Source organism: Clostridium sp. AF02-29, from assembly GCF_934835585.1.
Taxonomy (GTDB): Bacteria; Bacillota; Clostridia; order Lachnospirales; family Lachnospiraceae; genus Otoolea; species Otoolea fessa.
The window spans coordinates 1-25203 of sequence record NZ_CAKVZK010000028.1; the positions used below are offsets into that span (position 1 = coordinate 1).

General features: G+C 48.3%; 19 protein-coding genes and 1 other RNA gene. 5 read left to right on the plus strand and 15 right to left on the minus strand.

The annotated features are described in order from the left end of the window. Positions 1-118: 118 nt before the first annotated feature. From PUQ60_RS08115 to PUQ60_RS08150, 8 genes are all read right to left on the minus strand, one after another. Positions 119-538 carry a C-GCAxxG-C-C family protein gene (locus tag PUQ60_RS08115; RefSeq protein WP_107000101.1) on the minus strand — a complete coding sequence of 140 codons (420 nt, stop codon included), beginning with the start codon at positions 536-538 and terminating at the stop codon, positions 119-121. A 347-nt stretch (positions 539-885) separates the two neighbouring features. Then, positions 886-1788 carry an ornithine carbamoyltransferase gene (gene argF / locus PUQ60_RS08120; RefSeq protein WP_022358782.1) on the minus strand — a complete coding sequence of 301 codons (903 nt, stop codon included), beginning with the start codon at positions 1786-1788 and terminating at the stop codon, positions 886-888. Positions 1789-1790: 2 nt separating this feature from the next. After that, positions 1791-2969, minus strand: a complete 1179-nt coding sequence (locus PUQ60_RS08125) for an aspartate aminotransferase family protein (protein ID WP_273381380.1) — start codon at positions 2967-2969, stop codon at positions 1791-1793. A gap of 31 nt (positions 2970-3000) precedes the next feature. Further along, complete coding sequence (gene argB / locus PUQ60_RS08130; RefSeq protein WP_273381381.1) at positions 3001-3849, minus strand: acetylglutamate kinase; 849 nt, start codon at positions 3847-3849, stop codon at positions 3001-3003. A 17-nt stretch (positions 3850-3866) separates the two neighbouring features. Beyond that, positions 3867-5075 carry a bifunctional ornithine acetyltransferase/N-acetylglutamate synthase gene (gene argJ, locus PUQ60_RS08135; RefSeq protein WP_273381382.1) on the minus strand — a complete coding sequence of 403 codons (1209 nt, stop codon included), beginning with the start codon at positions 5073-5075 and terminating at the stop codon, positions 3867-3869. A 295-nt stretch (positions 5076-5370) separates the two neighbouring features. After that, positions 5371-6309 (minus strand): N-acetyl-gamma-glutamyl-phosphate reductase, encoded by a 939-nt coding sequence (gene argC / locus PUQ60_RS08140; protein WP_118482042.1) that lies wholly within the window; start codon positions 6307-6309, stop codon positions 5371-5373. A gap of 22 nt (positions 6310-6331) precedes the next feature. Next, the gene (argH, locus tag PUQ60_RS08145; RefSeq protein ID WP_022358445.1) at positions 6332-7723 is read right to left on the minus strand and encodes an argininosuccinate lyase; all 1392 of its coding nucleotides are present in this window, start codon (positions 7721-7723) and stop codon (positions 6332-6334) included. Between the two features lie 129 nt (positions 7724-7852). Beyond that, a complete protein-coding gene (locus PUQ60_RS08150; protein ID WP_022358444.1) occupies positions 7853-9103 on the minus strand; it encodes an argininosuccinate synthase in 1251 nt (416 codons plus the stop codon). Positions 9104-9503: 400 nt separating this feature from the next. Here PUQ60_RS08150 and PUQ60_RS08155 point away from each other — a divergent pair, with 400 nt between their 5' ends. Together PUQ60_RS08155 and PUQ60_RS08160 are read left to right on the plus strand one after the other, a co-directional pair. Then, positions 9504-10658 carry an NADP-dependent malic enzyme gene (locus tag PUQ60_RS08155; RefSeq protein WP_022358443.1) on the plus strand — a complete coding sequence of 385 codons (1155 nt, stop codon included), beginning with the start codon at positions 9504-9506 and terminating at the stop codon, positions 10656-10658. Between the two features lie 88 nt (positions 10659-10746). Beyond that, the gene (locus PUQ60_RS08160) at positions 10747-11286 is read left to right on the plus strand and encodes a DUF4364 family protein (protein ID WP_273381289.1); all 540 of its coding nucleotides are present in this window, start codon (positions 10747-10749) and stop codon (positions 11284-11286) included. Positions 11287-11438: 152 nt separating this feature from the next. Here the strand turns inward: PUQ60_RS08160 and glmS are convergent, their stop codons facing one another. After that, a complete protein-coding gene (gene glmS / locus PUQ60_RS08165) occupies positions 11439-13280 on the minus strand; it encodes a glutamine--fructose-6-phosphate transaminase (isomerizing) (protein WP_273381287.1) in 1842 nt (613 codons plus the stop codon). Between the two features lie 387 nt (positions 13281-13667). Between glmS and PUQ60_RS08170 the strand changes: the two genes are divergently transcribed. Further along, the gene (locus PUQ60_RS08170; protein WP_273401000.1) at positions 13668-14657 is read left to right on the plus strand and encodes a site-specific integrase; all 990 of its coding nucleotides are present in this window, start codon (positions 13668-13670) and stop codon (positions 14655-14657) included. On the opposite strand, the gene PUQ60_RS08175 is transcribed toward PUQ60_RS08170, so the two are convergent. Next, positions 14593-16134, minus strand: coding sequence for a carboxypeptidase M32 (locus PUQ60_RS08175; RefSeq protein WP_273381009.1), 1542 nt, complete (start codon positions 16132-16134; stop codon positions 14593-14595). The genes PUQ60_RS08170 and PUQ60_RS08175 overlap by 65 nt on opposite strands. A 357-nt stretch (positions 16135-16491) precedes the next feature. Here PUQ60_RS08175 and PUQ60_RS08180 point away from each other — a divergent pair, with 357 nt between their 5' ends. After that, complete coding sequence (locus PUQ60_RS08180) at positions 16492-16944, plus strand: NUDIX hydrolase (protein ID WP_022358438.1); 453 nt, start codon at positions 16492-16494, stop codon at positions 16942-16944. Positions 16945-17468: 524 nt separating this feature from the next. Then, positions 17469-18785: a 6-phosphofructokinase gene (locus PUQ60_RS08185; protein ID WP_273381011.1), complete on the plus strand. Its 1317-nt coding sequence runs from the start codon at positions 17469-17471 to the stop codon at positions 18783-18785. 202 nt (positions 18786-18987) lie between these two features. Here the strand turns inward: PUQ60_RS08185 and PUQ60_RS08190 are convergent, their stop codons facing one another. The 5 genes from PUQ60_RS08190 to PUQ60_RS08210 all read right to left on the minus strand — a co-directional run bounded on the left by PUQ60_RS08190 (position 18988) and on the right by PUQ60_RS08210 (position 24821). Then, positions 18988-21294: a SpoIID/LytB domain-containing protein gene (locus tag PUQ60_RS08190; RefSeq protein WP_273381012.1), complete on the minus strand. Its 2307-nt coding sequence runs from the start codon at positions 21292-21294 to the stop codon at positions 18988-18990. A gap of 47 nt (positions 21295-21341) precedes the next feature. Further along, positions 21342-22598 (minus strand): AI-2E family transporter, encoded by a 1257-nt coding sequence (locus PUQ60_RS08195; RefSeq protein ID WP_273381014.1) that lies wholly within the window; start codon positions 22596-22598, stop codon positions 21342-21344. 120 nt (positions 22599-22718) lie between these two features. Continuing rightward, a non-coding RNA gene (gene ssrS, locus PUQ60_RS08200) (6S RNA) lies at positions 22719-22899 on the minus strand. A 138-nt stretch (positions 22900-23037) separates the two neighbouring features. Continuing rightward, positions 23038-23700 (minus strand): HAD family hydrolase, encoded by a 663-nt coding sequence (locus PUQ60_RS08205; RefSeq protein WP_022359396.1) that lies wholly within the window; start codon positions 23698-23700, stop codon positions 23038-23040. A gap of 299 nt (positions 23701-23999) precedes the next feature. Continuing rightward, the gene (locus tag PUQ60_RS08210; RefSeq protein WP_022359395.1) at positions 24000-24821 is read right to left on the minus strand and encodes a cell wall hydrolase; all 822 of its coding nucleotides are present in this window, start codon (positions 24819-24821) and stop codon (positions 24000-24002) included. Positions 24822-25203: the final 382 nt, after the last annotated feature.

A 25203-nucleotide genomic window follows, 5' to 3' on the forward strand; every position in this document is an offset into this window, starting at 1 on the left:
GCGAAGCCACGGCAAATTCCGTTACTGGGCACGTATGCGTGAACAGTAACAAAATCGGCTGCCCGCGCGTTGCTGTACGGCACTTACAGTTTCAAACGTGCCAATTTGTGAGGATGTATTAGAACAATACTTCTCCGATAATCTCCACCGCATCGCTGATGCAGTCCGGACAGGCACGCAGCACATTTCCTGTTTCCACACCCTTCAAATCCCTACAGACCACGCTCTGGTTCTTCTCAAGGAAACGCGCGATGCACTCTCTGGCATCCTTATAAGAAACCGCCTTCGAATTCGCCAGCTCCAGATCCCCGGTACTATCCTTCAGCCCCGCCAGCACAGCCGCCGCCGAAATGGCCCCGCAGGTACCATTCATGCCGCCCATGCCAAGACCAAGCCCCTCCGTCACCTTAAACAGCGCCACCTTGTCCAAATCCACCTTATCCGCAAACGCACACGCCACCGACTGGGCACAATTATACCCCATTGCATGAAACTGAGCCGCCTGCTGCTGACGCGCTGAAATCTCTTCTTTCGTCATACTGATACCTCCTGAAATTTTCTTAATCTGCTGAATTTTTTATATTGTACTATTTATGCCAATTATAACATACATTTCCACTTTTTAAACACCCCAAAAAGCATACAACATACAGCGCCAGAAGCCAAATGCCCTCCGTTGCATTTGCAGGAGTCTTGGTAACTCTTGGCTCGCAGAGATTTGTGTTAGAGTTCAAAATACACCTGTCTGAGCGAAGCGAGTTTGTATTTTGGACTCTGCTTTTAACAAATCTATGCAAGCCTGGTGTTACCGGCTCCGAAACCGCAACGGAGGGCATTTGGCTTCTGGCGCGTCACCTTGCCATTTTTATGCATTTCTATATATTTCTATTTCATCAGCGTAACCATAACCGCCTTCTGGGCATGCAACCGGTTTTCTGCCTCTTCAAAGATCTCTGACGCATGTTCTTCAAAGATCTTCTCGGTAATCTCCTGTCCACGGTAAGCCGGCAGACAGTGCATTACCATCGCCCCCGGTTTTGCCGCAGCCATCAGCTCATCATTGATCTGATATCCCTGGAATGCCTGCTGGCGGATCTTCTTCTCTTCTTCCTGACCCATGGAAGTCCATGTATCTGTGATGACAACGTCTGCATTTTCCACTGCCTTGATCGGATCATTTACCAGTGTAAATGCGTCATTGCCAGCTGCGAAATCCAGCACTTCTTTCGCCGGACGGTAATTATCCGGAGTTGCGATAGATACCTGCATATCCGATTTCAGACCGCCTACGATCAGGGAGTTCGCCATGTTGTTGCCGTCGCCGATGTAACACATCTTGAGCCCTTTCAGTACGCCGTATTTCTCACGGATCGTCATCAGGTCAGCCAGTACCTGGCACGGATGGCAGAAATCCGTCAGACCGTTGATGATCGGGATAGAACCGTATTTTGCCAGATCCTCCACTTCTTTCTGCTCGTAGGTACGGATCATGATGCCGTCCAGATAACGGGAGAGTACGCGTGCGGTATCCTGTACCGGCTCACCGCGTCCGATCTGTAAGTCGCGGGAGGAAAGGAACAGTGCCTGTCCGCCGAGCTGGAACATACCGGTCTCAAACGAAACTCTGGTACGGGTGGATGACTTCTGGAAAATCAGACCGATGGATTTGCCCTCCAGAAGACGATGTGAAATGTGATGTTTCCGCTCATATTTTAACTGATCTGCCAGATCCAGAATCGAGGTAATCTCCTCCGGTGTGCAGTCCAACAGCTTTAATAAATGCTTCATGTCTAAAATACCTCCCTCATAGCAGCGATTGCCTCGTCCATCTCCTCTTTCGTGATGACAAGCGGCGGAAGCAGACGGATCGCCTCTGTACCGGCTGTCAGGACCAGGACGCCTTTTTCCATCAACTGACTGACCATCGCAGCTCTCTCATCTTTGTCCACTACGATGCCTAACATCAGTCCCATGCCGCGAACTGTCTTTACCTTCGGAGAACCAATCGCTAAAATCTCCTTTTTCAGGTACTCACCCTTTTCCTGAACCGCTTTCAGAAATTCCGGCTTATTTACGATATCTAATACAGTATTGGCAGCCGCACAGCAGAGCGGATTGCCGCCGAAGGTTGTACCGTGCGTACCGGCGCCCAGTACATCCTGGCATTTCTTATCCGCCATGACAGCACCGATCGGAACACCGCCGCCGAGTCCCTTTGCCATACTGATGATGTTCGGCTGAACGCCGTACTGCTCATAGCAGAACAGGCTTCCGGTACGTCCGATGCCCGTCTGAACCTCGTCAATCAGAAGCAGGATGTCCTTCTCCTTGCAGATCTCGGCAGTTGCCTGTACAAATTCCTTATCAAGCGGAAGGACGCCGCCCTCGCCCTGAATCATCTCCATCATGACAGCGCAGGTCGTATCATCGATCTTGCGCTTCATGTCTTCGATATCATTGGCTGCCGCATAATCAAATCCCTCCGTAAATGGGAAGAAATACTGATGGAACTTGTCCTGTCCGGTTGCCTTTAATGTCGTCACGGTACGTCCGTGGAAGGACTGTTTCAGCGTGATAATCTTATTTCTTCCCTCGCCGTATTTGTCAAAGGAATACTTTCTTGCCAGCTTGATCATGCCCTCGTTGGCTTCCGCACCGGAGTTTGCAAAAAAGATTTTTCCCATTCCGGCTGCATCGACCAACTTCTTTGCTGCCTGCACCATAGGCTCGGTGTAATACAGGTTGCAGGCGTGCATCAGCTTATGTGCCTGCTCCGATACCGCAGTCGTCAGCGCCTCGTTGTCATGACCAAGACTGTTGACACCGATGCCGGAGGTCAGATCAATGTATTTCTTTCCGTCCGTATCCCACAGCGTCGCGCCTTTTCCGTGATCCAGCGCAATCGGAAAACGTCCGTATGTGTGCATAATATAAGTTTCTTCGCCCTGTTTGATTTCTTCAAATGTCATAAAAAACCTCCATGCATCTTTCAAACTTTGTTTACGAGAACATGGTTCCTACACCGTCATCGCTCAAAAGCTCGACCAGAATCGAGTGCGGCACACGGCCATCCTGGATATTGGCACGTTCTACACCCTGGCGTACTGCCTCAACACAGCAATCTACCTTCGGAATCATGCCGCCGGAGATCACACCCTCTTTGATGAGTGCCGGAACCTCGGAAACTTTCAGTCTCGGAATCAATGTCGAATCGTCTTTCGGATCGCGCATCAGACCGCATACATCCGTCAGAAGAATCAGTTTTTTCGCTTTCAGTGCCACCGCCAGCTTCTCCGCTGCCGTATCTGCATTGATGTTATAGTTTGTCTCCTCGTCCATGCCTGCTGCCACGGAGGAAACAACCGGGATAAAGCCCTCATTTAAAACGTCGAGAACAACTTTCTCATTAACCTCTTTCACATCTCCCACATAGCCGTATTCCGTTCCATCCGGATCGACTAACCGGATCGCCTTGAAGAGTCCGCCGTCCATGCCGCCCAGACCAACGGCACGTCCGCCTGCTTTCTCAAACAGGGAAACAAGGTTTTTGTTGACCTTGCCGCAGAGAATCATCTGGACAATGTCCATCGTTTCTCGGTCTGTGTAGCGCAGACCTTTGACAAATTTAGACTCTTTTCCGATTTTTTTGAGCATCTCCGAAATTTCCGGACCGCCGCCGTGTACCAGCACGACCTTGATGCCTACCAGATTTAAAAGGACGATATCCTCTATCACCGCCTGCTTTAAATCTTCATTAATCATGGCGTTTCCGCCGTATTTTACAACGATAATTTTACCTGTATATTCCTGAATATATGGCAGCGCCTCTACCAGGACTTCTGCGCTCATTTTTGATCCTGTTTTCATCACGTCCGATAATCTCCATTAATCTTCACATAATCATAGGTCAAATCGCATCCCCAGCAGGTAGCGCTTCCGCTGCCTTCCTGAAGTGTTACATTGATCTCCACTTCATCCTGGCTTAAGATTTTCTTTGCCAGATCTTCATCAAAATCGAGTCCCCTGCCGTCCTCACAGACTGCAATGCTGCCCTCTTTGGAGGCAAACTCGACTAACACTTTCTCCGTGTTAAACGCAGCTCCGGAATAGCCCATCGCGCAGAGAACGCGTCCCCAGTTCGCATCGGAACCGAACATTGCTGCTTTGGTCAGGGAAGAACCGGCGATGGATTTTGCCAGTACCTCGGCTGTCTCCTCATCCTTCGCTCCCTTCACGGTACAGGTCATCAGCTTGCTTGCGCCCTCGCCGTCTGCCGCAATCTTACGAGCCAGATCCTGCATGACTGCCTGCAATGCCTCGCAGAATGCCTCGTATGCCGGACCTTCTGCAGTAATCTCCGCATTGCCAGCCATACCATTTGCCAGAACGGTACACATATCGTTGGTGGAGGTATCGCCGTCAACGGTCACACGGTTGAAGGTACGTTTTACATTGAATAACAGCGCCTTGCGGATCATCTCGCTGCTGACTGCACAATCGGTTGTGATGAAGCACAGCATCGTTCCCATATTCGGGTGGATCATGCCGGAACCTTTGCAGATACCGCCGATGTGGCAGGTTGTTCCATCTATATCAAATTCAACAGCGATCGTCTTCACTTTTGTATCGGTCGTCATGATCGCTTCTGCAGCTACCAGGGAGTTGTCATATTTCATCTCCATCTCGCCTGCATGAGCCTCGATCGCCTCAACCGGAAGCGTCTGACCGATGACGCCGGTCGATGCTACGATTACATTTTCCTCCGAAACGCCCAGCGCACGCGCGCCTGCCTTTGCCTGTCTTCTTGCATTCTCCATGCCAAACGGAGCGCACGCGTTCGCATTTCCGGAATTGACAATAACCGCCTGTGCCTTTCCGTCGGCCAGATGTTCCTTTGTCAGTAAAATCGGCGATGCCTTGACGCGGTTGGTCGTATAAACCGCCGATGCGTTGCAGACACAATCCGAAAGGATCATCGCCAGATCCTTTTTTGTATGAGATTTGCGGATTCCACAGCGCATCGCGCCCGCTTTAAATCCTTTTGCAGCACAAACGCCGCCTTCGATTATCTTCATATGACATTCCTCCTGTCATTTTTAATGTACTCTCGGAATCTTTCTGTGCTTGATTTTGTGAGATGTTTTTTTGTCAGTTGTGCCCAAATTTCTGAGGCGTACGCGGTGCGTACGTTGATGAAATTCGGGTGCGGCTGGCGGAAAATCAGCCACAAAAGCAAATGCAGAAAGACTCCGAGAGTACATTTTTATATAACTTCGCGTCTATAGTCCCCCGCAGCTATTTTATGGTTTTATCTCTCAACCCCAAAATATCTAAAAAAACCATCTGCCGTTCTTTTATTATAGCACTTTTCTATAGTGCCAGTCCAGCTGTCTCCTCAAATCCAAGCATCAGGTTCATGTTCTGAACGGCTGCGCCTGAAGCACCCTTTCCAAGATTATCAAAGAGCGCCGTCACCATGGTCTGTTCCCCGTGACCATTGACAATCAGCTCCAGACTGTCTCGGCCTGCCATATCTGCTGCCGCGATCATACCGTCATATCCAAACGGATGTACCTTAATGAGCTTCTGTCCGTCATACCAGCCAGCCAGCTTCTCATAAATATCTTCCGCGGTCGGCCCGCCGTTTAAGAGGCGGTTCTGAAGCTGGATCGTGACTGCCATTCCTTTATAGTAGTCATCCACGATCGGACTAAAGACCGGCGGATAATCAAGTCCGCAGACCTTCTGCATCTCCGGTAGATGCTTATGTTTCAGCGTCAGGCCATAAATACGGGGTGCGAAATAGCTCTGCGGCTTCTCCGGCGATTCATACTCGGCAATCATCTTTTTACCGCCGCCGGAATAGCCGGTCAGGGAAAAGACTGTCATCGGATAATCCTTCGGGATGATCCCCTGCGCCACCAGCGGATAAACGGAAGTGATAAATCCAGTTGCATGGCAGCCTGGATTCGCCACCCGGCTGGATGTTTTGATCGCCTCGCGGTGCTCCTTTGAAAGTTCCGCCATGCCGTACGCCCATCCTTTGGCTGTCCGGTGCGCAGTAGATGCATCAATGATGCGCGCCCCAGAACCTTCCGCCAGTGCAACTGCCTCAACCGCTGCCGCATCCGGCAGGCACAGGAATACGATATCCGCCGCATGAATCAGCTTTCTTCGCTCTTCCGTGTCCTTGCGCTTTGCCTCATCGATCAGAAGCAGCTCGATGTCCTCTCTTTTCGCCAGACGATCGTAAATCTGCAGTCCGGTTGTTCCTTCTTTTCCGTCTATATAAATCTTCGGTTTCGCCATTGTTCGTCCCCCGTTTCCTGTCCTACTCCTGAACCTTGTGTTCGCTTACAAATTTCTCAATCACAGAAATCTGGCGGGTTACTTCTTCCGGAGCCGGTCCGCCGATTACCTTACGTCCACGTACACAGGTCTTCAAATCAATCGCTTCATATACGTCATTTTCAAAGACATCGGAATGTGTCTTGTACTCTTCCAGTGTCAGATCGGCTAAGGACTTGTCCTCACGTACACACTGGGCTACCAGCTGTCCGACGGTCTTGTATGCGTCACGGAACGGCATTCCCTTCTTGGTCAGGTAATCTGCACAGTCCGTTGCGTTGATGAAGCCTTTCAGAGCCGCTTTCTTCATATTGTCTTTCAGGATCTGCATCGTGGAGAACATTGGAGTCAGCACGCGCAGGCACTGTTTTACGGTGTCAATCGCATCAAAGACTGCCTCTTTGTCTTCCTGCATATCCTTGTTGTATGCCAGCGGAATACCCTTTAACATGGTAAGAAGGGTAAACAGATCGCCGTACACGCGACCGGTCTTGCCGCGGACCAGCTCGCAGACATCCGGATTCTTCTTCTGCGGCATGATGGAGGAACCGGTTGAAAATGCGTCATCCAGCTCTACAAACTTGAACTCCCAGGAACACCAGGAAATAATCTCCTCAGAGAAACGGGACAGATGCATCATCAGAATGGATAACGCTGCCGTCAGCTCTACGCAGTAATCACGGTCGGAAACACCGTCTAAGGAGTTGTTGGTCACTCTGGCAAATCCAAGCTGCTGGCGTACAAAATCACGGTCGATCGGATAAGTCGTGGAAGCCAGCGCGCCGGATCCGAGCGGCATATCATCCATGCCCTCTAAGCAGTTTTCCAGACGGATTACATCACGGCGCATCATATTGGCATATGCCATCATATAATGTCCAAATGTAACCGGCTGTGCACGCTGCAGATGTGTATAACCCGGCATAACAGTTTCCAGATTGTTCTTTGCGCTCTCGCAGAGTGCTTCCATGAAATCGAGAATTTCCTTTTTGATCGCCACGATCTCTTTCTTCACGTAAAGACGCATATCCAGTGCAACCTGATCATTTCTGGATCTCGCCGTGTGAAGACGTTTTCCGGCATCGCCGATGCGCTCAGTCAGAATCTGCTCTACATTCATATGAATATCCTCATAATCCTGTGAGAAATGAATCTTGCCTGCCTCAATATCCGCTAAGATACCTTTCAGTCCTTCGATAATCTTGTCTGATTCTTCCTTCGCAATGATGCCCTGCTTGCCCAGCATAGCCGCATGGGCCATGGAGCCTGTGATATCTTCCTTATAAAGACGACAGTCAAAGGAAATCGATGAGTTGAAATCATTTACCTCCAGATCTGTCTCTTTTCCGAATCGTCCTGCCCATAACTTTGCCATAAGTGTAAACTCCTTTTTATTCTCTGATTTAGAACCAATGCGACCATTGGAACCGGCAGATACCGGAAAACCAATGGTCATCATCGGCTGCGGGCTTGTCGCCTGCAGATTATTTATTATTTTCCTAAATTATTCTACGCTCGGAAAATGCTCGCCGGTCTTTGCTGCCAGAACTTCGTCGTTCAGGGCGCGAACCTTGATCGGAAGTCCGAACAGGTTGATGAATCCAGCGGAATCTGCCTGGTTGTAGCAGTCATCCTCATCAAATGTAGCCATGCCTGCGGAATACAGGGTGTATGGAGATGTAACAGATGCCGGAATGATGTTGCCCTTGTAAAGTTTCAGTTTTACATCACCGGTTACGGTCTCCTGTGTGGAATCAACAAACGCGCTCATTGCTTTGCGCAGCGGTGTGTACCACTGACCATTGTATACTAACTCAGCGAACTTGAGAGCCAGCTGCTGTTTGTAGTGCTGTGTCTCTTTGTCCAGAGTGATTTCTTCCAGTTTCTCATGAGCCTTGTAAAGGATAGCTCCACCAGGAGTCTCATATACACCACGGCTCTTCATGCCAACCAGACGGTTCTCTACAATATCCAGAAGTCCGCAGCCGTTCTCACCGCCTACCTTGTTCAGAACCTCGATTACCTTCTCTGCATCCATCTCCTCGCCGTTTACACTGGTCGGAACACCTTTCTCGAAATGGATGGTTACATAAGTAGCTTTATCCGGTGCATTCTCCGGAGATACGCCTAACTCAAGGAATCCAGGTTTGTTGATCGGAGCCTCGTTTGCCGGATCCTCCAGATCCAAACCCTCATGGGACAGATGCCACAGGTTCTTATCCTTGGAGTAGTTGGTCTCTTTCGTAATCTTTAACGGAATGTTGTGAGCCTCTGCGTACTCGATCTCTTTTTCACGGGAATTCAGTTCCCAGAAACGCCACGGAGCGATAACATCCATCTGCGGAGCAAATGCCTTGATAGCCAGTTCGAAACGAACCTGATCGTTTCCTTTACCGGTACAGCCGTGGCAGATAGCGTCTGCGCCCTCTTTCTTCGCAATTTCAACGATTCTCTTAGCGATAATCGGACGAGCGAAGGAAGTACCTAACAGGTAATGCTCATAAGTAGCGCCAGCCTTCATGGTCGGGATGATGTACTCATCTACGAACTCTTTCTTCAGATCCTCGATGTACAGCTTGGAAGCACCTGTCTTTAATGCCTTCTCTTCCAGACCATCCAGCTCCGCACCCTGACCTACGTCAGCGGAAACTGCGATAACCTCACAGCCATAGTTTTCTTTCAGCCACGGGATTAAAACCGATGTGTCCAGACCGCCTGAATATGCAAGAACAATTTTATTATATTTCTTAGCCATTTTTCATTTCCTCCAATCATTTGCCTGCGTGATGCTTTTTTCTTTGTCCGTCCAGTCAACTAAGACCGGCAGATTTATATGCCTCACTTGAAATTACCCAGATTATACCTCCTTGATCCTAATTATGCAATACTTTTTTTGCATTTTTATGAATAATTTTTGTATAAAAACGCGTTTTATGCATTTTTCGTGTGTTTTATGCATAAAAATAACATTTACGGACTTCATTTATATGCTATGCTATATGATAGGTATAAGTATTATAAATAAGTGGTACTGTGTGTGTACAGTAACATGGTACTGCCCTTCCTGCATTCTAAAATATGCATCTTGATTTAAAATGTCAAAATTGCTATTATAATGTAAGAATAAAATGAAAGCATTCGAAAGGATAAAAACCATGACGATCAATGAAAAAGCACTCGAACTTCATGAAAAATGGAACGGCAAGCTCGATACCGTCTCCAAAGTACAGGTAAAAACCAGAGAGGATCTGGCTCTGGCATACACACCGGGCGTTGCAGAACCATGTAAGGTAATTGCAGAAGATCCGGAGGCTGCATACCGCTACACCATCAAGTCCAACACTGTAGCCGTTGTCTCCGACGGAAGCGCCGTTCTGGGACTTGGCAATATCGGACCGTTAGCAGCTATGCCGGTTATGGAAGGAAAAGCCGTTCTGTTTAAAGAGTTCGGCGGCATCAATGCATTCCCGATCTGCCTCGACACACAGGACACCGAGGAGATCATCGAGACAGTTGTCCGCATTGCCCCGGCATTCGGCGGTATCAACCTGGAGGACATCTCCGCACCGCGCTGCTTTGAGATCGAGGAACGTTTAAAGAAACGGTTAAACATTCCGGTTTTCCACGATGATCAGCACGGAACCGCCATCGTCGTACTGGCAGGCATCATCAACGCCCTGAAAGTAACCGGCAAGAAGAAGGAAGACTGCCGCGTCGTTGTCAACGGCGCCGGAAGCGCAGGCGTTGCCATCACCAAACTGCTCTTAAACTACGGATTTCCGCATATCACCATGTGTGATAAGACCGGTATGCTCTGCAAAGGCATGGACGGGCTTAACTGGATGCAGGAAAAGATGGTCGAAGTTACCAACTTAGAGCACAAGACGGGCACACTTGCCGATGCATTAAAAGGCGCTGACATCTTCGTAGGCGTGTCTGCTCCGGGCATCGTTTCCCAGGAGATGGTTGCTTCCATGAATAAGGATTCCATTCTCTTCGCAATGGCAAACCCGGTTCCGGAGATCATGCCGGATCTGGCAAAAGCTGCTGGTGCAAGAGTCGTAGGAACCGGACGTTCCGATTTCCCGAACCAGGTCAACAACGTTCTCATCTTCCCAGGCATCTTCCGCGGCGCTCTGGAAGGACGTGCAACCGCTATCACCGAAGAAATGAAACTGGCTGCTGCCAACGCAATTGCCGCTCTGGTTGATGACAGCGAATTGAGCGACGAGAACATTCTTCCGGCAGCATTTGATCCGCGTGTAGCTGACGCTGTTTCCAAGGCTGTGAAGGAACACATTAAGAAATAAACGTAACAATTCAAGCGATTCTCGCATTTACCGTAAGAACCGCACAAAATTTACACAGTTACGAAATGATAATAAAGGAGTTTTTTCCATGCTGGCTGAACCGATGACACTTTACAAACTGATGAATCTCTATATGCTGCACCAGGTCAATTTTCCGCTGACCAACGCGCAGCTCTCCAATTTTTTCCTGGATCGCGAGTACACCACGTATTTCACACTCCAGCAGGCCTTGAACGAGCTTCTGGATGCAGGTCTGGTAAAAAAAGAGACGATGCGGAACAGCTCCCGCTATGAAATCACTAAGGAGGGCGAGGAAACACTGGAATTTTTCGGCAAAAACATCTCTCCTGCCATCGTCAGCGACATGGATGAATACCTGAAACAGAACCGCTTCCGCATGCGAAACGAGGTAGGACTGATCTCCGATTTCTATAAATCGACCAATCAGGACTACATCGTTCACTGCGAGGTACGGGAAGGAAAAGCCGTTCTTGTCAACCTTGACATCTCCGTGCCGGATAAAGAGCAGGCTGAGATCATGTGCAATCATTGGAAAGATCGAAGCCAGGAGATCTATGCTTACGTGATGAAGTCTTTGATGAGTGAGCATGGAATGGAAAAGAAATAGCAATATTCGCGATAGAGACGAAAAAAGAAGCCCCATCAAGATGCGTACAACTGATTCAGGGAAAACCTGTTCTGCATCTTGATGGGGGCTTCTTTTTTCTGTATTAATTCCAGGTTTTTTCTTGCTATGCTATAAATAATTAAAAAACCATCTTACTCTACCGTAACGCTCTTCGCCAGATTTCTCGGCTTATCAACATCCAGTCCCTTCGAAACACTTACATAATATCCCAGCAACTGCAGCGGCACTACCGCTAAGCTCGGTGTGAAATGTTCGTCGGTCTTCGGTACATAGACTGCAAAATCGACGGTGTCTTCGATGTTGTAATTGCCTGCGGTTGTGAGTCCCATGAGGTACGCACCGCGGCATTTTACTTCTACCATGTTACTGATCATCTTCTCATACAGTGCTTCCTGGGTCAGGATGCTGACTACGAGGATGCCATCCTCGATCAGGCTGATGGTTCCGTGTTTTAACTCTCCGGCTGCATATGCCTCGGAATGGATGTAGCTGATCTCTTTTAATTTCAGGCTGCCTTCCAGGCTGACTGCGTAGTCGATGCCGCGGCCGATGAAGAACACGTCTTTTGCATTGGCATATTTCGCTGCGAACCACTGGATGCGTTCTTTGTCATCTTCGAGCAGCTTCGCAATCTGATCCGGCAGTTCCTGCAGGGCTGCAAGGAGTTCTTCATATTTTTCTTCTGTGATCGTACCGCGCACATGGGCAAACTGTACGCCCAGAAGATATCCGGCAACCAGCTGTGTGCTATATGCCTTGGTGGTCGCCACCGCGATCTCCGGTCCTGCCAGTGTGTAGAAAATATGATCTGCCTCACGTGCAATCGTGGAACCTACCACATTGACAATCGCCATCGTAGGAACGCCCTGGCTCTTTGCCAGACGCAGGGCTGCCAGGCTGTCGGCTGTCTCGCCCGACTGGCTGATGATGATAACCAGACTGTTCTCTTCCAGAATCGGGTTCCGGTAACGGAACTCGGAAGCCAGCTCGACGCGGACCGGAATACGCGCCAGATCTTCGATCACATACTGCGCTGCCACGCCTGCATGGTAAGCAGAACCACACGCTACGATATAAATACGCTTTAACGAACGAATGACATCATCGGAAAGTCCCGCCTCGGTCAGGTCAATATGACCATCGCGGATGACTGAATTTAATGTATCCCGAACCGCACGCGGCTGTTCATGGATCTCCTTAATCATGAAATGCTCATAACCTCCCTTTTCAGCAGCTTCTGCATCCCACTCAATCGTCACAAGTTCTTTCTGAATCTCTTCCTGATCAATATTATAGAAAGTAACCTCTCCCTTATGTAAGCGTCCCAATTCCTGGTTGCCGATATAGTATACCTTGCGGGTATATGGAAGCAGGGGCGGAACATCCGACGCGATAAAGGATTCACCCTCGCCTACTCCGATGATCATCGGGTTATCCTGACGGGCTACAAAGATCTCCTCCGGATAATCCTTAAACATAACCGCCAGTGCATACGTGCCACGGATACGCATCATCGCACGCGCCATCGCATCGAGCGGTCCCTCGTTGTATTTCTTATAATAATGATCGATCAGCTTTACAGCCACCTCTGTATCAGTATCTGAATAAAACGTATATCCATTTTTAATCAGTTTTTCGCGAATTTCCTGATAGTTTTCGATAATACCATTGTGAACCGCTACCACGCTACGGTCATCCGTGCAATGCGGATGTGCATTGTTCTCAGACGGCTCCCCGTGTGTCGCCCAGCGGGTATGACCGATACCGCAGTTGCCCCGCATTGCGCGTCCATTGTCTGTTTTCTCTGCCAGCGCGCGCAGACGTCCCTTCGCCTTTACAACCTCCGGTACACGTTCTCCGTCTCTGACTGCCAGACCTGCTGAATCGTATCCACGATATTCAAGCTTCTCCAGACCCGCTAATAAGATCGGAGCCGCCTGCTGGTCTCCTGTATATCCTACGATACCACACATACAATTATTCCTCCTTTTTCAACCAAGCGAGCCGCTGCCATCATACCGCCTCAGACACTCCCGCCTTCGTATCTCTATCTCAAGAATATGATAAATCTATTGATTCTTCAAAATAGAATCTTCTATAAAATATGTCGTTTATCCCTAAATAGCGCCTGACCGGCACCTTCGATATTGACTTTCTTCTCAGTCATGTACATATTCTGTCTCATTATACCAAAAAAGAATCTTCTTGTCAGCATTTGCTGTAATATTTTCGTCAGTCATCATATAGACACATCTCATTTCAAAACCATCCGCCATAAGCAGTCACATATTTCTTCTGCATATCTACCTGTAAAATAACGATTGTCCACGACAACTATTTTTTATACAGGAGGTTTCATCATGAAAAACGAAACAATGTACTTTAACGATCTTCTTTCCATCTGGCTGGAAAAGCAGAAACAGGCGCGAGCCCTGTCTACCTATGTGAAATACCGGCATCTGGCAGACCGTTATATCTCCCCTTATTTTAGATCCATCCAGCTTTCAAAGATCGATCTGCCTATGCTTCAGACCTTCCGCAATTCCCTTTTATCCCCGGATTCCCTGCATCCGCTTGGGAACGGAACTATCCGCTGTATTCTTCTGCTCGTCAACTCCATTCTGCGTATTTCCTATGAAACCGGGCAAACAAACGGCATTCTCTATCTCCCGCCCCGTCTTCCAAAAAAACGCCCTGAAGTACCTGTTTTTACCCTTCAGGAACAGAAACAGCTCGAACACTATCTAACTGCCCATACAGGAATCTCCGAAGCCGTCATCTATCTGGGACTCTATACAGGGCTGCGGGTTGGAGAACTCTGCGCCCTGCGTTGGGAAAATATTCATTTTTCCGATCGCTATCTCCATGTCCGACACACGGTGCAGCGCCTGACGCGCCTTGACACAACCCATAAATCAGAACTCATTTTATCCGGTCCCAAAAGCATCTCCTCCAACCGTTTGGTTCCCCTGCCCGCTTTCCTTCTGCCGATCCTACAGCCATATTCTCATCCGGAACACCCGGATTATTTTCTGCTGTCACAATCTGCCAGCTCCCCGATGGATCCGCGAACCTTCCAGAATCACTACCAGCGCATTCTATCTCAAGCCGGACTGCGCTATCTGAATTTTCATGCAATCCGGCACACGTTTGCCACTCGCTGTATCACAAATGGCATGGATCCCAAAACGCTCAGCGAAATTCTGGGACACTCCGATTTGAAAGTCACGCTTGAATACTATTTTCATTCCTCTCTGGAATTCAAGAAAGAACAGATCGACCGCCTTACTGCACTTTCTCCGACCGTCCATACTTCTCTTCCAGATATGCCACATAATATGACGGATTAAAATCTTCCCCCGTCATATCGCGCAGGATCTGACGGCTGTCCTTCAATTTGCCATACTGGTGAATATTTTTCCGCAGATATTCGCGGATTTCTCCCAGGTTTCCCGCCTCCAGTAGTTTTTCTACCGGCAATTCCTTCTTCATCTGGTGATAAATCTGCGCGCCAAAGGCATTTCCTAATGCATAGGACGGAAAATAGCCGATCGATCCCTGTGACCAGTGAATATCCTGCAGTACGCCCTCCCGATCCGTGGACGGGCGTACTCCCAGGTATTCTTCATACTTATCATTCCAGATCTGCGGCAGTTTCTCCACCTCCAGATCCTCCTCAATCAGCATTTTCTCAATTTCATAGCGCACCAGCACATGCAGCGGATAAGAAAGCTCATCCGCTTCCGTCCGGATCAGCCCCGGAACGGTTCTATTAACCGCCGCCAGAAAATCCTCCAGACTCGTCTCCGTCAGCGGGCTTCCAAACATCTGCGCCACTTTTCCATAAATCGGTTTCCAGAATGCATGGCTGCGTCCCACGATATTTTCAAAGAAACGGGACTGGCATTCATGCATTCCCATCGAAGTTCCCTGCCCCACCAGCGTCTGTGTCAGGTCATCCCGGATGCCAAATTCATAGATAGCATGTCCCGTCTCATGCAGCACGGAAAAAATCGAAGAATCAATCCGTTTCTGATAATGCGTCGTGATCCGTACATCATGATTGTGCAGATTCGTCGTAAACGGATGGGCGCTGAGTGCCAGTACTCCCCGGTCAAAATCAAAGCCCTCATATTCTGCTAGGAAACGCGCCACCTCTGCCTGCGCCGCCTCCGGATAATCTGCGGATAAAAAGGCGTCCGGAACCGTCTTCGAGCGCTCTGCCGATTCTTTCAAAAGCGGCACGATTTTCCCTTTCATCAGCTCAAAAAATGGATCTAACATCTCCATATTAAAACCTTTTTCGTAGGTATCCAGCATCACATCGTAAAGCTTCTGTCCCGGCTTTGCCCGGTACGCCGCAAATTTCTTCTGATAGGAAATAATCTCCTTCAAAACAGGGGCAAATGAAGCAAAATCATTTTTCTCTCGCGCACGCGTCCAGATTCCCGTCGCACGCGCCGTAAGTTCTGCATACGCACGGTATTCCTCCGGCGGAATGCAGGAAAGCCGCTCCTGCTCCTCGGCTGCTTCCCGGAGAATTGCCGACTGCACCTCATCAAATACGCCCGCATTCTCTTTTTCTGCCTTCTGGCAGGCATCCAGCAGCTCCTTAAAACGCATTGACGCCAGAATCTCCTGATACTGCTCCGAAAGTGAACCTATTACCCGCGCGGTATGCTCTGCTGCACCCTTCGGCGCCAGCGTCTCATCATCCCACTCAAACAAAACCATCGACGTCTGAAGCGCCATCGCCCGCTCCAAAAGAGACTGCAGCTCCTCAAACTGTTTTTTTACATTCTGATTCTTCTGTTCTGTCTGTGCCATTTTCCTGCCTCCTGTCTTTTTTCGTAATTTTATCATCCAAATTCTGTGTATTTTTTAGGTTCCGCTGCACATATGCCTGCATTCTTTTGTAATATGAGCCATTTCCATCTTCATCATACCAGATTTTCTTTCTTCTGTTTCTTATATCTTTCTTATGATTTTTTACAGTTCACACATTGTGAAAACTGTAACAGGATTTTCTCATGATGCCTTATGTGACTTTCCAATCTTGCATAATCATGCAAAACGCGGTATACTAAAACCAGTTTAAATCATATGCATAAAGCTGGTTCCCGGCACACGGATATACGCCACGAATCAACTTCCATGCACACACCAGGACAGGAGGGATTGCAGATGATCGAAGCAACGAGCTGCGGCGGTGTGGTTATATTTCGGGGAAAATTACTCGTTCTTTACAAAAACTACCGGAACAAATACGAAGGCTGGGTTCTTCCCAAAGGAACCGTAGAACCGGGCGAAGACTTCAAGCAGACCGCCCTCCGGGAGGTTCATGAGGAGACTGGCGTCGCCGCCTCCATCATCAAGTACATTGGCAAAAGCCAGTACACCTTCAACACCCCTCAGGATACCATCGAAAAGACCGTGCACTGGTATCTGATGATGGCGGACAGCTACTACAGCAAGCCGCAGCGCGAAGAATACTTCGTTGATTCCGGCTACTACAAATTTTACGAAGCCTACCACCTTCTGAAATTTTCCAACGAAAAACAGATCCTGGAAAAAGCCTACAATGAGTATCTGGATCTGAAAAAGGCAAATTTGTGGGGGAATCGGAAATACTTTTAACCACAAGAACAAAGAGGCTGTTGCAAAATCATTACCAAAAATAGATGATTGAGCGGCAGCTTCCATTTCTCTGCCAGCTAATCTGGGTTAAAATTCGCGGTTTTCCTGTTAAAAAAGGCTTTTCGGTAATTTCCTATGAAACAAAAAAACACCCCGTCCGCTGCACAAAGCCAACGAACAGGGTATTAAAAAGGGGAGGATAAGTATTCAAAAATTTCTCTTTTGTGATACTAACAGTATGACCCGTTTCTGCTATTCTATACATCTATCTCCAAATTTTTATACGCCTTTTATCTGCTTCCGAGTATCCGGTTTTCATATTATTTATCATATATGCCTTTTTCTCTTGCTTTCTTCCTCTCTTTCCGCTACAATAGATACGTTTTGAGTTGTACTTTTTGATTTGTTTTTGCCTCTATGAAAAATACAACTCCAGCAAATCATTTTATGTACATTTTTATATTGATTTAAAACTTTTTATATCGTAAACCTTGTACTTACCTCACAAAAAGGAGATTTACCTTATGAACAAGAAAAACATCTTAGTCGGACAGTCCGGCGGACCGACCGCGGTTATCAACGGGAGCCTTTACGGTGTTATCTGCGAAGGTGCGCGCCACAGCGATGCGATTGGCTGCGTCTACGGTATGATAAATGGAATCGAGGGCTTTCTCGCGGATTCTTATATGAACCTTTCAGAAACACTCTCCGATGACGATCTTGAACTTCTTCGCCTGACTCCGGCGGCGTATCTGGGTTCCTGCCGTTTTAAACTCCCGGAGAACCTCTCCGACAGCTTCTACCGCGTCCTCTTTGAAAAACTGGAGCGGCTGGACATCGGCTATTTCTTTTACATCGGCGGCAACGACTCGATGGACACCGTCAGCAAGCTTTCCCGCTATGCAGCGCAGATCAAAAGTCCGATCCGCTTTATCGGCATTCCCAAGACGATCGACAACGATCTCGTTCTGACCGATCACACGCCGGGATACGGCAGTGCTGCCCGCTATGTCGCTGCATCCGTCCGTGAAATTGCGCTGGACGCCTCTGTCTATCAGCAGAAATCGGTCACCATCGTTGAGATCATGGGGCGCCATGCCGGATGGCTGACGGCTGCCTCTGCCTTAGCACGCAAGGAAGCCGGTGACAATCCGCTCTTAATCTATCTGCCGGAAGCTCCATTTGAGCTGGCACAATTTAATGACGACTTAAAGAAAGCGTTTGAAAAGACAGCGAATGTCATCGTCTGCGTCTCCGAGGGCATCCGCGACCACGGCGGTCGTTTTATCTGCGAATATTCAACCGAAGCCCAGGTCGACACCTTCGGTCACAAAATGTTAGCCGGATGCGGAAAAATTCTGGAAAATTATATCCGCAACCAGTTCGGCATCAAGGTGCGCTCGGTCGAGCTCAACGTCAACCAGCGCTGCTCCGGTCTCACCGTTTCCGGTACTGATTTAAACGAGGCTGAAATGGCAGGTCGTTTCGGCGTCCAGGCAGCCCTGGACGGTCACACTGGACAGATGGTCGCATTTGAGCGTGAGACTGATACAGCTGCTTCTGAACCTGTTCATGCAGCTACTGCCGTTTCAAACGCTGCGGACTTAGGCGCAGCATCCGCTTCATGCGTAAAGCATCGTAACACTGTATATAAAATTCATCCAGTTCTCAAGGATGTCAATCTGATCTGCAATCAGGAAAAGAAAGTACCTGCTGAGTGGATCACGAAAAACGGTACCGATGTCAGCGATGATTTCCTGGCTTACTCGCAGCCGCTGATCCAAGGAGACGTTTCCCATATTATGGAAAACGGACTTCCAAAATATTTGTACCGCAAATAGTCCGTCACGCAGTATAACTGCTTCATCCTTGAATCCATACAAGCAGCAGAAAAAGAGACGCTTCTTTCATTTTACGGATGCGTCTCTTTTCTACTTAATAATATATAATACCTGAATTTTTTCTAATTTACCCCAATCACACACTCTTATCATTTGGGGAGGAATCCTGACCGTGCCCTTTCAGCGCAGCCATCTTCTAAATCTAATCTTCCTCACAATCCCGAATTTCAACCCCATCATAAAAGAACATCAGAATCTCTTCATAATTCTTGCCTTCGCGCGCCATCTCCTGTGCGCCGTTCTGGCTCATGCCGACTCCGTGACCGTAGCCTCCGCCCCAGATGGTAAATGTGCGGATGTCTTTTTCCTCATCCCTGGCAGTTTCATCCACCGAGAAAAAGGCACTCGGAAGCGTACTCCATCCTGTCAGTTCGGTTCCGTCATTTTTCTTATAAACGAGTGATTCCGAGCCGAGGACACTCCGGATCTGACTCTGACCTTTCAGTGTCTTAGTTCCCTCGCTTCCGACGATCTGCACCGTCTGGGCGATACCACCCGTACCGCGGGAAGTCACAAAAATACCCTGAATCTCGCCGATGGTATCTACCTTCTGCTGCAGCTTCTTATTCGTAATCGTTGTTTTCCAGCGGTACATCGGGAACGAGGAATCATAATTCTGCTCACCCTGTCCCTGGATAAACTTGAGAAATGTGTCGTTGTCCGTCAAATCCGGAATCTTCTTCTTTTCCGTCAAACCGATCCCTTTCAGATACGGAACCTCGTCTTTGCTGGCGCCCCAGATCGTTCCATCGGTCGAATATCCACAGGAAGTTGAAAAATAATACGTCTCCGCCGGGGTATCGTTGTAATATACAATCTTCCCGTCCGTCTCCTTGACTGCCAGATTCGTCCGCTCACTGCTCTCTGTATTATTGTACACCTGATAGTTCGTGCTGTCATCAACGTGTGCGCCGTAACGGCTGTAGGCATTCGCCTTGATCTGCCGGTAGGCATAGGTCCGTGCGCAAACTGCCTGCGCCTTGAGCGCCTCCAGCTCATAATTAGATGGCATCTCGCTCGGCACTACGCGTGTCAGGTAATCTTCGACGTCCAGCTCATTGATCAGAAGCAGCCCATCCGACTCCTCGCTCAACTCGAAGCTGCCGAAATACGACGGCGTTCCCTGCGCCCGCTTGGTGCTCAGGATGCGGATCTCCTTCTGCGGGTCTTCCAGCGTGATCGTCATGCGCCCTTCTTTCAGGCGGTCATCGCCAGGACTCACGGACAATTTCGTTCCCGGGCTCAAAGTCTCCTCTGATTCGCCCCAGGTCACATGCATCGTGCTGTCCGACTGGAGTACCACCTTCGTGTGAAACAAGGAGGAATAATCATCATTCATGATCAGCACGCGGATGTTCGTCGCTGAAAAATCATGATTTAAGAGTGCTGCGCAAACCTTTTTGCCAGCCACGACAAATTTTCCCAGATCATAGCCGACCAGCACATCCCGCTTTTTCTGCTCCTTGACGACTCCATATGTTTTATATACTTTAAAATCATCGTCCAGTTTCAGCGTTCCGTACCCGTCAATCTCGATCGTATCATCCTTGACCGAGAGTACCTTTCCCTCGATCATATCTTCCTTGAGCGACAACTTGCGGATCTTGCCCTTATCCAGCTCGACATCCGCCAGCACGCCATCGGTACGATCCTTGAGCTTTTCTTCCTCTGGAAATGTCCGGACGATCGTGCCAATATACACATCCATCCCACCCGATTCTCCCGGAACGATCCAGACATTCTTATATGTAACTTTTTCAGACTGTACGCCGCACAGCGTGATGATCGAACCATCACGCTCATAGACCTCGATCTTCCGATCGATGCAGGCATCCAGCGACACGCCCTCAAAATTCATCGTTCCCTGATCCGTATATGCCGTCCATGCCGCTGCTTCCTTCACATTTTTCGGTGTTCCATAAAGCACCAGCTTCTGTTTTTTGACCGCATTTTCCGAATCTGCCTTTTTTAAGAATGACTCATAAAACAGCCACCATTCTTCCTTCGGCATTGCCTTTTTATATTTATTTTTAGATACATTCAAGGCGCTCGAAAGCCCTTTTGAAACGCGATCCGCCGCATATGCCGCTTCGCCATAGGTCAGTGCGCCCATCGCGTAGCTTTTACTTATCTTCTCGTCTCCCGGCTCCAGATAGCCTTCCTCAATCATATAGTCAATATATTTGGCATACCATTCATCCTGATCCGACGTTCCAAAATGGCTTCCGTGTTCTCCTTGCGACGCAACGATGTCGTCCCGGTCTGCAAATGATAACGCCATAGCTTTCGATGCCATGGCGCGTGATATATCATTATCCGAGTGATCCAAAAATACAATTGCAAAGAGCAGGAGTGCCAGAAAAGCCGGAATCGCCACTGCCCAGTAAACCAGCTTTTTAGGTTTCAGAGGCTGTACTGCCTTTCGCGATCTGCCTGTTTTCTTTTCCATATTTCTCCAGCCGCCTTTATTTTTTAACTGTCCTTTCTCATTCACAGTCACTTTTTATTTAACTCCATAAACATTCCCGTTTTCTCATCAATGTGATCTAACTTCCGGTATTCGTCTGTCTCCATCGGCAATTTCCGAAGCCGCAGCGACCGGTGCACCGCGCGGGAGATCAAGTCATAGATAACCGCAAATGCCGGTACTGCGATAATCATGCCGACGAAACCAAAGAGTCCGCCAAAGAAGAGAATCGAAAACAGTACCCAGAAACTCGAAAGCCCTGTCGAATTGCCCAGGATCTTCGGTCCCAGAATATTGCCGTCAAACTGCTGCAGAAGCAGAATCCAGATGAGGAAATACACACACTGGAGCGGACTGACTAAGAATACCAGGAACGCTGCAGGTATCGCACCGATGAACGGTCCAAAAAAAGGTATCACATTCGTCACACCGATAATGACGCTCAAAAGCATCGGGAACGGCATATTTAAGATCGTCACACCGATGAAACAGATAATACCGATAATGAGGGAATCCACCAGTTTGCCGATGATGAAGCCGCCGAACATCTGATTGATAAAACGTACCTCCTCGATTACCAGATTCGCCTGTCTTAGATTCAGGCAGCCATAAACAATCTTCTTTCCCTGTGCTGCCAGTGTATCTTTAATATTTAACAGATACACCATGACGATCAGACCGATCAGCCAGTTTTTGATAAATTCCAGGACTCCCAGCACACTGCTGGAAACACCTGTCACGATCTGTCCAATCCGGTGCATATCGATGTTGGTAAACGATTTCTCCGCCCAGTTCTGAAAAACTGCCAGGTTATTTTCAAAACTGCTCAGAACCATATTTTCGATCTCCGGATTATTTTTCAAAATACGCTGAATCCATTCATACACATTCTGCACATACAGCGGAAATGAATCCTGAATGCCAATCAAACTCTCGATCAGCTGCGGGATCATGAGCTGGAACATTCCTACCACAAGCACAATAACCAGCCCCAGACTGGCTGCCGTCGCAAGCATCCGGGCTGCACCGCGGACGTATTTGGAATTCTTAGTGACAGAACCAAGGGTCTTTTCCACGATCCCTGCTACCCAGTTATATGCCGGGGCGGTCAGATACGTCAACACCGCACCGCAGAGAATCGGCGCGAGGATTTTCACAATCTTGCGGGTGCCCGCCGACACCACATCCCAGTGTTGGATGCTGAACCAGAGCAGTATGCAGACCGCAATCACCAAAACTGCCGTCATACCCATATAAATGTATTCTTTGAAATCTCTTTTTTCCATACTTATGTTCTTATCCGTTCCTCTTTTCTGATTTTACAATGTGCTTCTGGAAAATGTTACATTTTCTTTACACACTTTCTTTTACAGAGAAAGCAGCGATTGCTCGCTGCTTTTATCCTTTGTAACCCCAAAATGCCGGCTCTTACCATATTGACGCCTAGCGCTGCTAGGTGGGCAACCTCACTTAGATTTCTGTCTTCCACTCGAGAGGAGGCCTGACATCCATCTAAAAATATTGGAATCCCGTTAGTCAAAATGTAGGTTCAAAAAAAGCAAGAGTTGTCGAGCATCCCAGGAATTACAAATATTCTCTTTTGATACGGCTATTATACCGCAAGTCGGATGTTTTTTCAAGTTCCATTTTCTGATAATGCGGTCAGGTTGTTACTGTTCAGATTATCCCTCTCTCTATCTCTTTTAAGAAGCTCCTTTTTGTCTTTTATACTTCTCCCCACTTCATCAGGAAATCTCCCAGCTCTTCCACCGTCTCAATCTGGTAGTCTGCCCCATTTTCCGTAAACTCTTCCCGGGAACCATATCCATACAGCACTGCCGCACATGGGAGCTGATTTTCATGCGCCCCGATAATATCGTGTTTCCGGTCGCCCACCATGATAACCTTCGATTCCTCCGGTGTTGTTCCCAGACGGTCCAGCGTGTAGGCAATCACATCGCCTTTGCGGACCCGGATCTCCTCCATATCCGCCCCGCCAACCAGGGTAAAGTAGGAAAGCAGATCAAAATGCTCCAGAATCTGAATAGCAAACGGTTCCGGCTTCGAGGTTGCCACCGCCAGCGTAAGACCGGCATCCTTTAAACGTGTCAGCATCTCCCGGATTCCCGGATAGACTTTATTTTCAAACATTCCCTGTTTCGTAAAATATTCGTGGAAATGGTCGATCGCTTCGCGCGCCTGCGCTTCGCTGAATCCGTAATATTCTTTAAAACTGTCCGACAGCGGCGGTCCGATGAACGGACACAGTTTATCCAGATCCGGCTCATCGATCCCGTATGCCTGCAGCGCATGCTGGACAGACTTTGTGATGCCTTCCTTCGGATCTGTAAGGGTTCCGTCGAGGTCAAATAGTATGATATGGTTCATATGGTTCGTTCTCCTTATTGTAGTCCGCAGTGCATTACTCCGCAGCACACCAGCTTGAAAAAAATACGTTTTCATTGCTTACGACCATTCTAATACATTTTACGCAAAAAAGAAAGACAACTTTTCTCCAGCCATCTTTCTTTTCTGCGTTTCAGTTACTGTTCACGCATACGTGCCCAGTAACGGAATTTTCCGTGGCTTCGCATTTAAATACGGCAAATTCCTGCTGCCACCACGTTTTCTTACGGCACTTTCGGTTCCAAAAGTGCCTACCCGTGAACAGTAACGTGTTTCACTCTTTATTTGTAAAATTCATGTCCACCATGCTGCATGACATAGGTCAGCTTGCCATCGAACCAGCGTACATTGGAGGAAGCAGAGATTCCGCGGTTCATGAAGTACAGGGCGCCGCCCGAGTAATCCTCGCCTTCCAGTGCACGGTTGACGCAGTCAATTGTCTGCTGCGTTACCTTACAGCTGTTGATCGTTCCATCCAGTACCGGTGAGAACTGGGATGGTTCGTACACAACGGCTTTGACGCTGTTCGGGAATTTCTTGTTTTTCACCCGGTTGATGATTACATTTGCAACCAGTATCTTTCCCCTGTCGTCGCACACACCCGCCTCCGCCTGCACAATTTTCTGCAGAACACTGTAATCTTCATCGCTGTAAGAGATGACTGCGCGTTCCCGGCGCTCCCGTTCTTCTGCTTCCTGCGCCGCCTGCTGGGTCTGCATTCGTACTTCTCGTTCGATTACCTCTACTTCCAGAGCTTCCTTCGCAAGTTCATCCTGAATCCCCTGCTCCAGCCTCTGTCCGAGTAGATGCTGACTTTCCTCGTTGGAGGCGAGAATCGTAAATTCTGATAAGCTCTCTGTCTCTGTCGTTTCTTCTGACTGCAGCATTTCTGTCAGTTCCACATCATCCGGATATTCCCGGTGTGCCGAGGCTGCATTTTTGCCAACGCCGCCAAAACTGACCGAATTAAATGCTATCACCGTCACAACCGCTGCCCCCGTCATCAATACGGCTGCGGTCCGGTACATCCTTTTTGTCACACGGACAAATAATGCCTTTATAAACTGATAAGCAGTCTGAAGAAATGTGTCAATGCTTGGCATACACTCTCCTCTTTCTATCAGTGCAGTCCTCCCAAAACCGGTCTGACTGCCATTTAACATCTGCGGCATCTTCTTTGGCTGTCTGATTTTTTCTGACAGCTAAGGACAGATCCTCTCTGCCTGTGCCGCTTCCTTCAAGTGACGGGAGACATTATATGTGGTTTCCGGCTTCAAAGTCAACGTCTTTTTTACATTTTTGTGACAAATCACATTCTCATTTAACTTTTCCTTAATATTTATGTGAGCATTTTATAAACTTTTTTGCTTTTTCTTTCCATTTTTTATAAACTTTGGCTGGTATAAAATTTTCATTTTTTTACAATTCTGTTAAATTCTGCCCGTCAAAAAAACAGGCGAATCAAGTCGCCTGTTTTTTATGTCA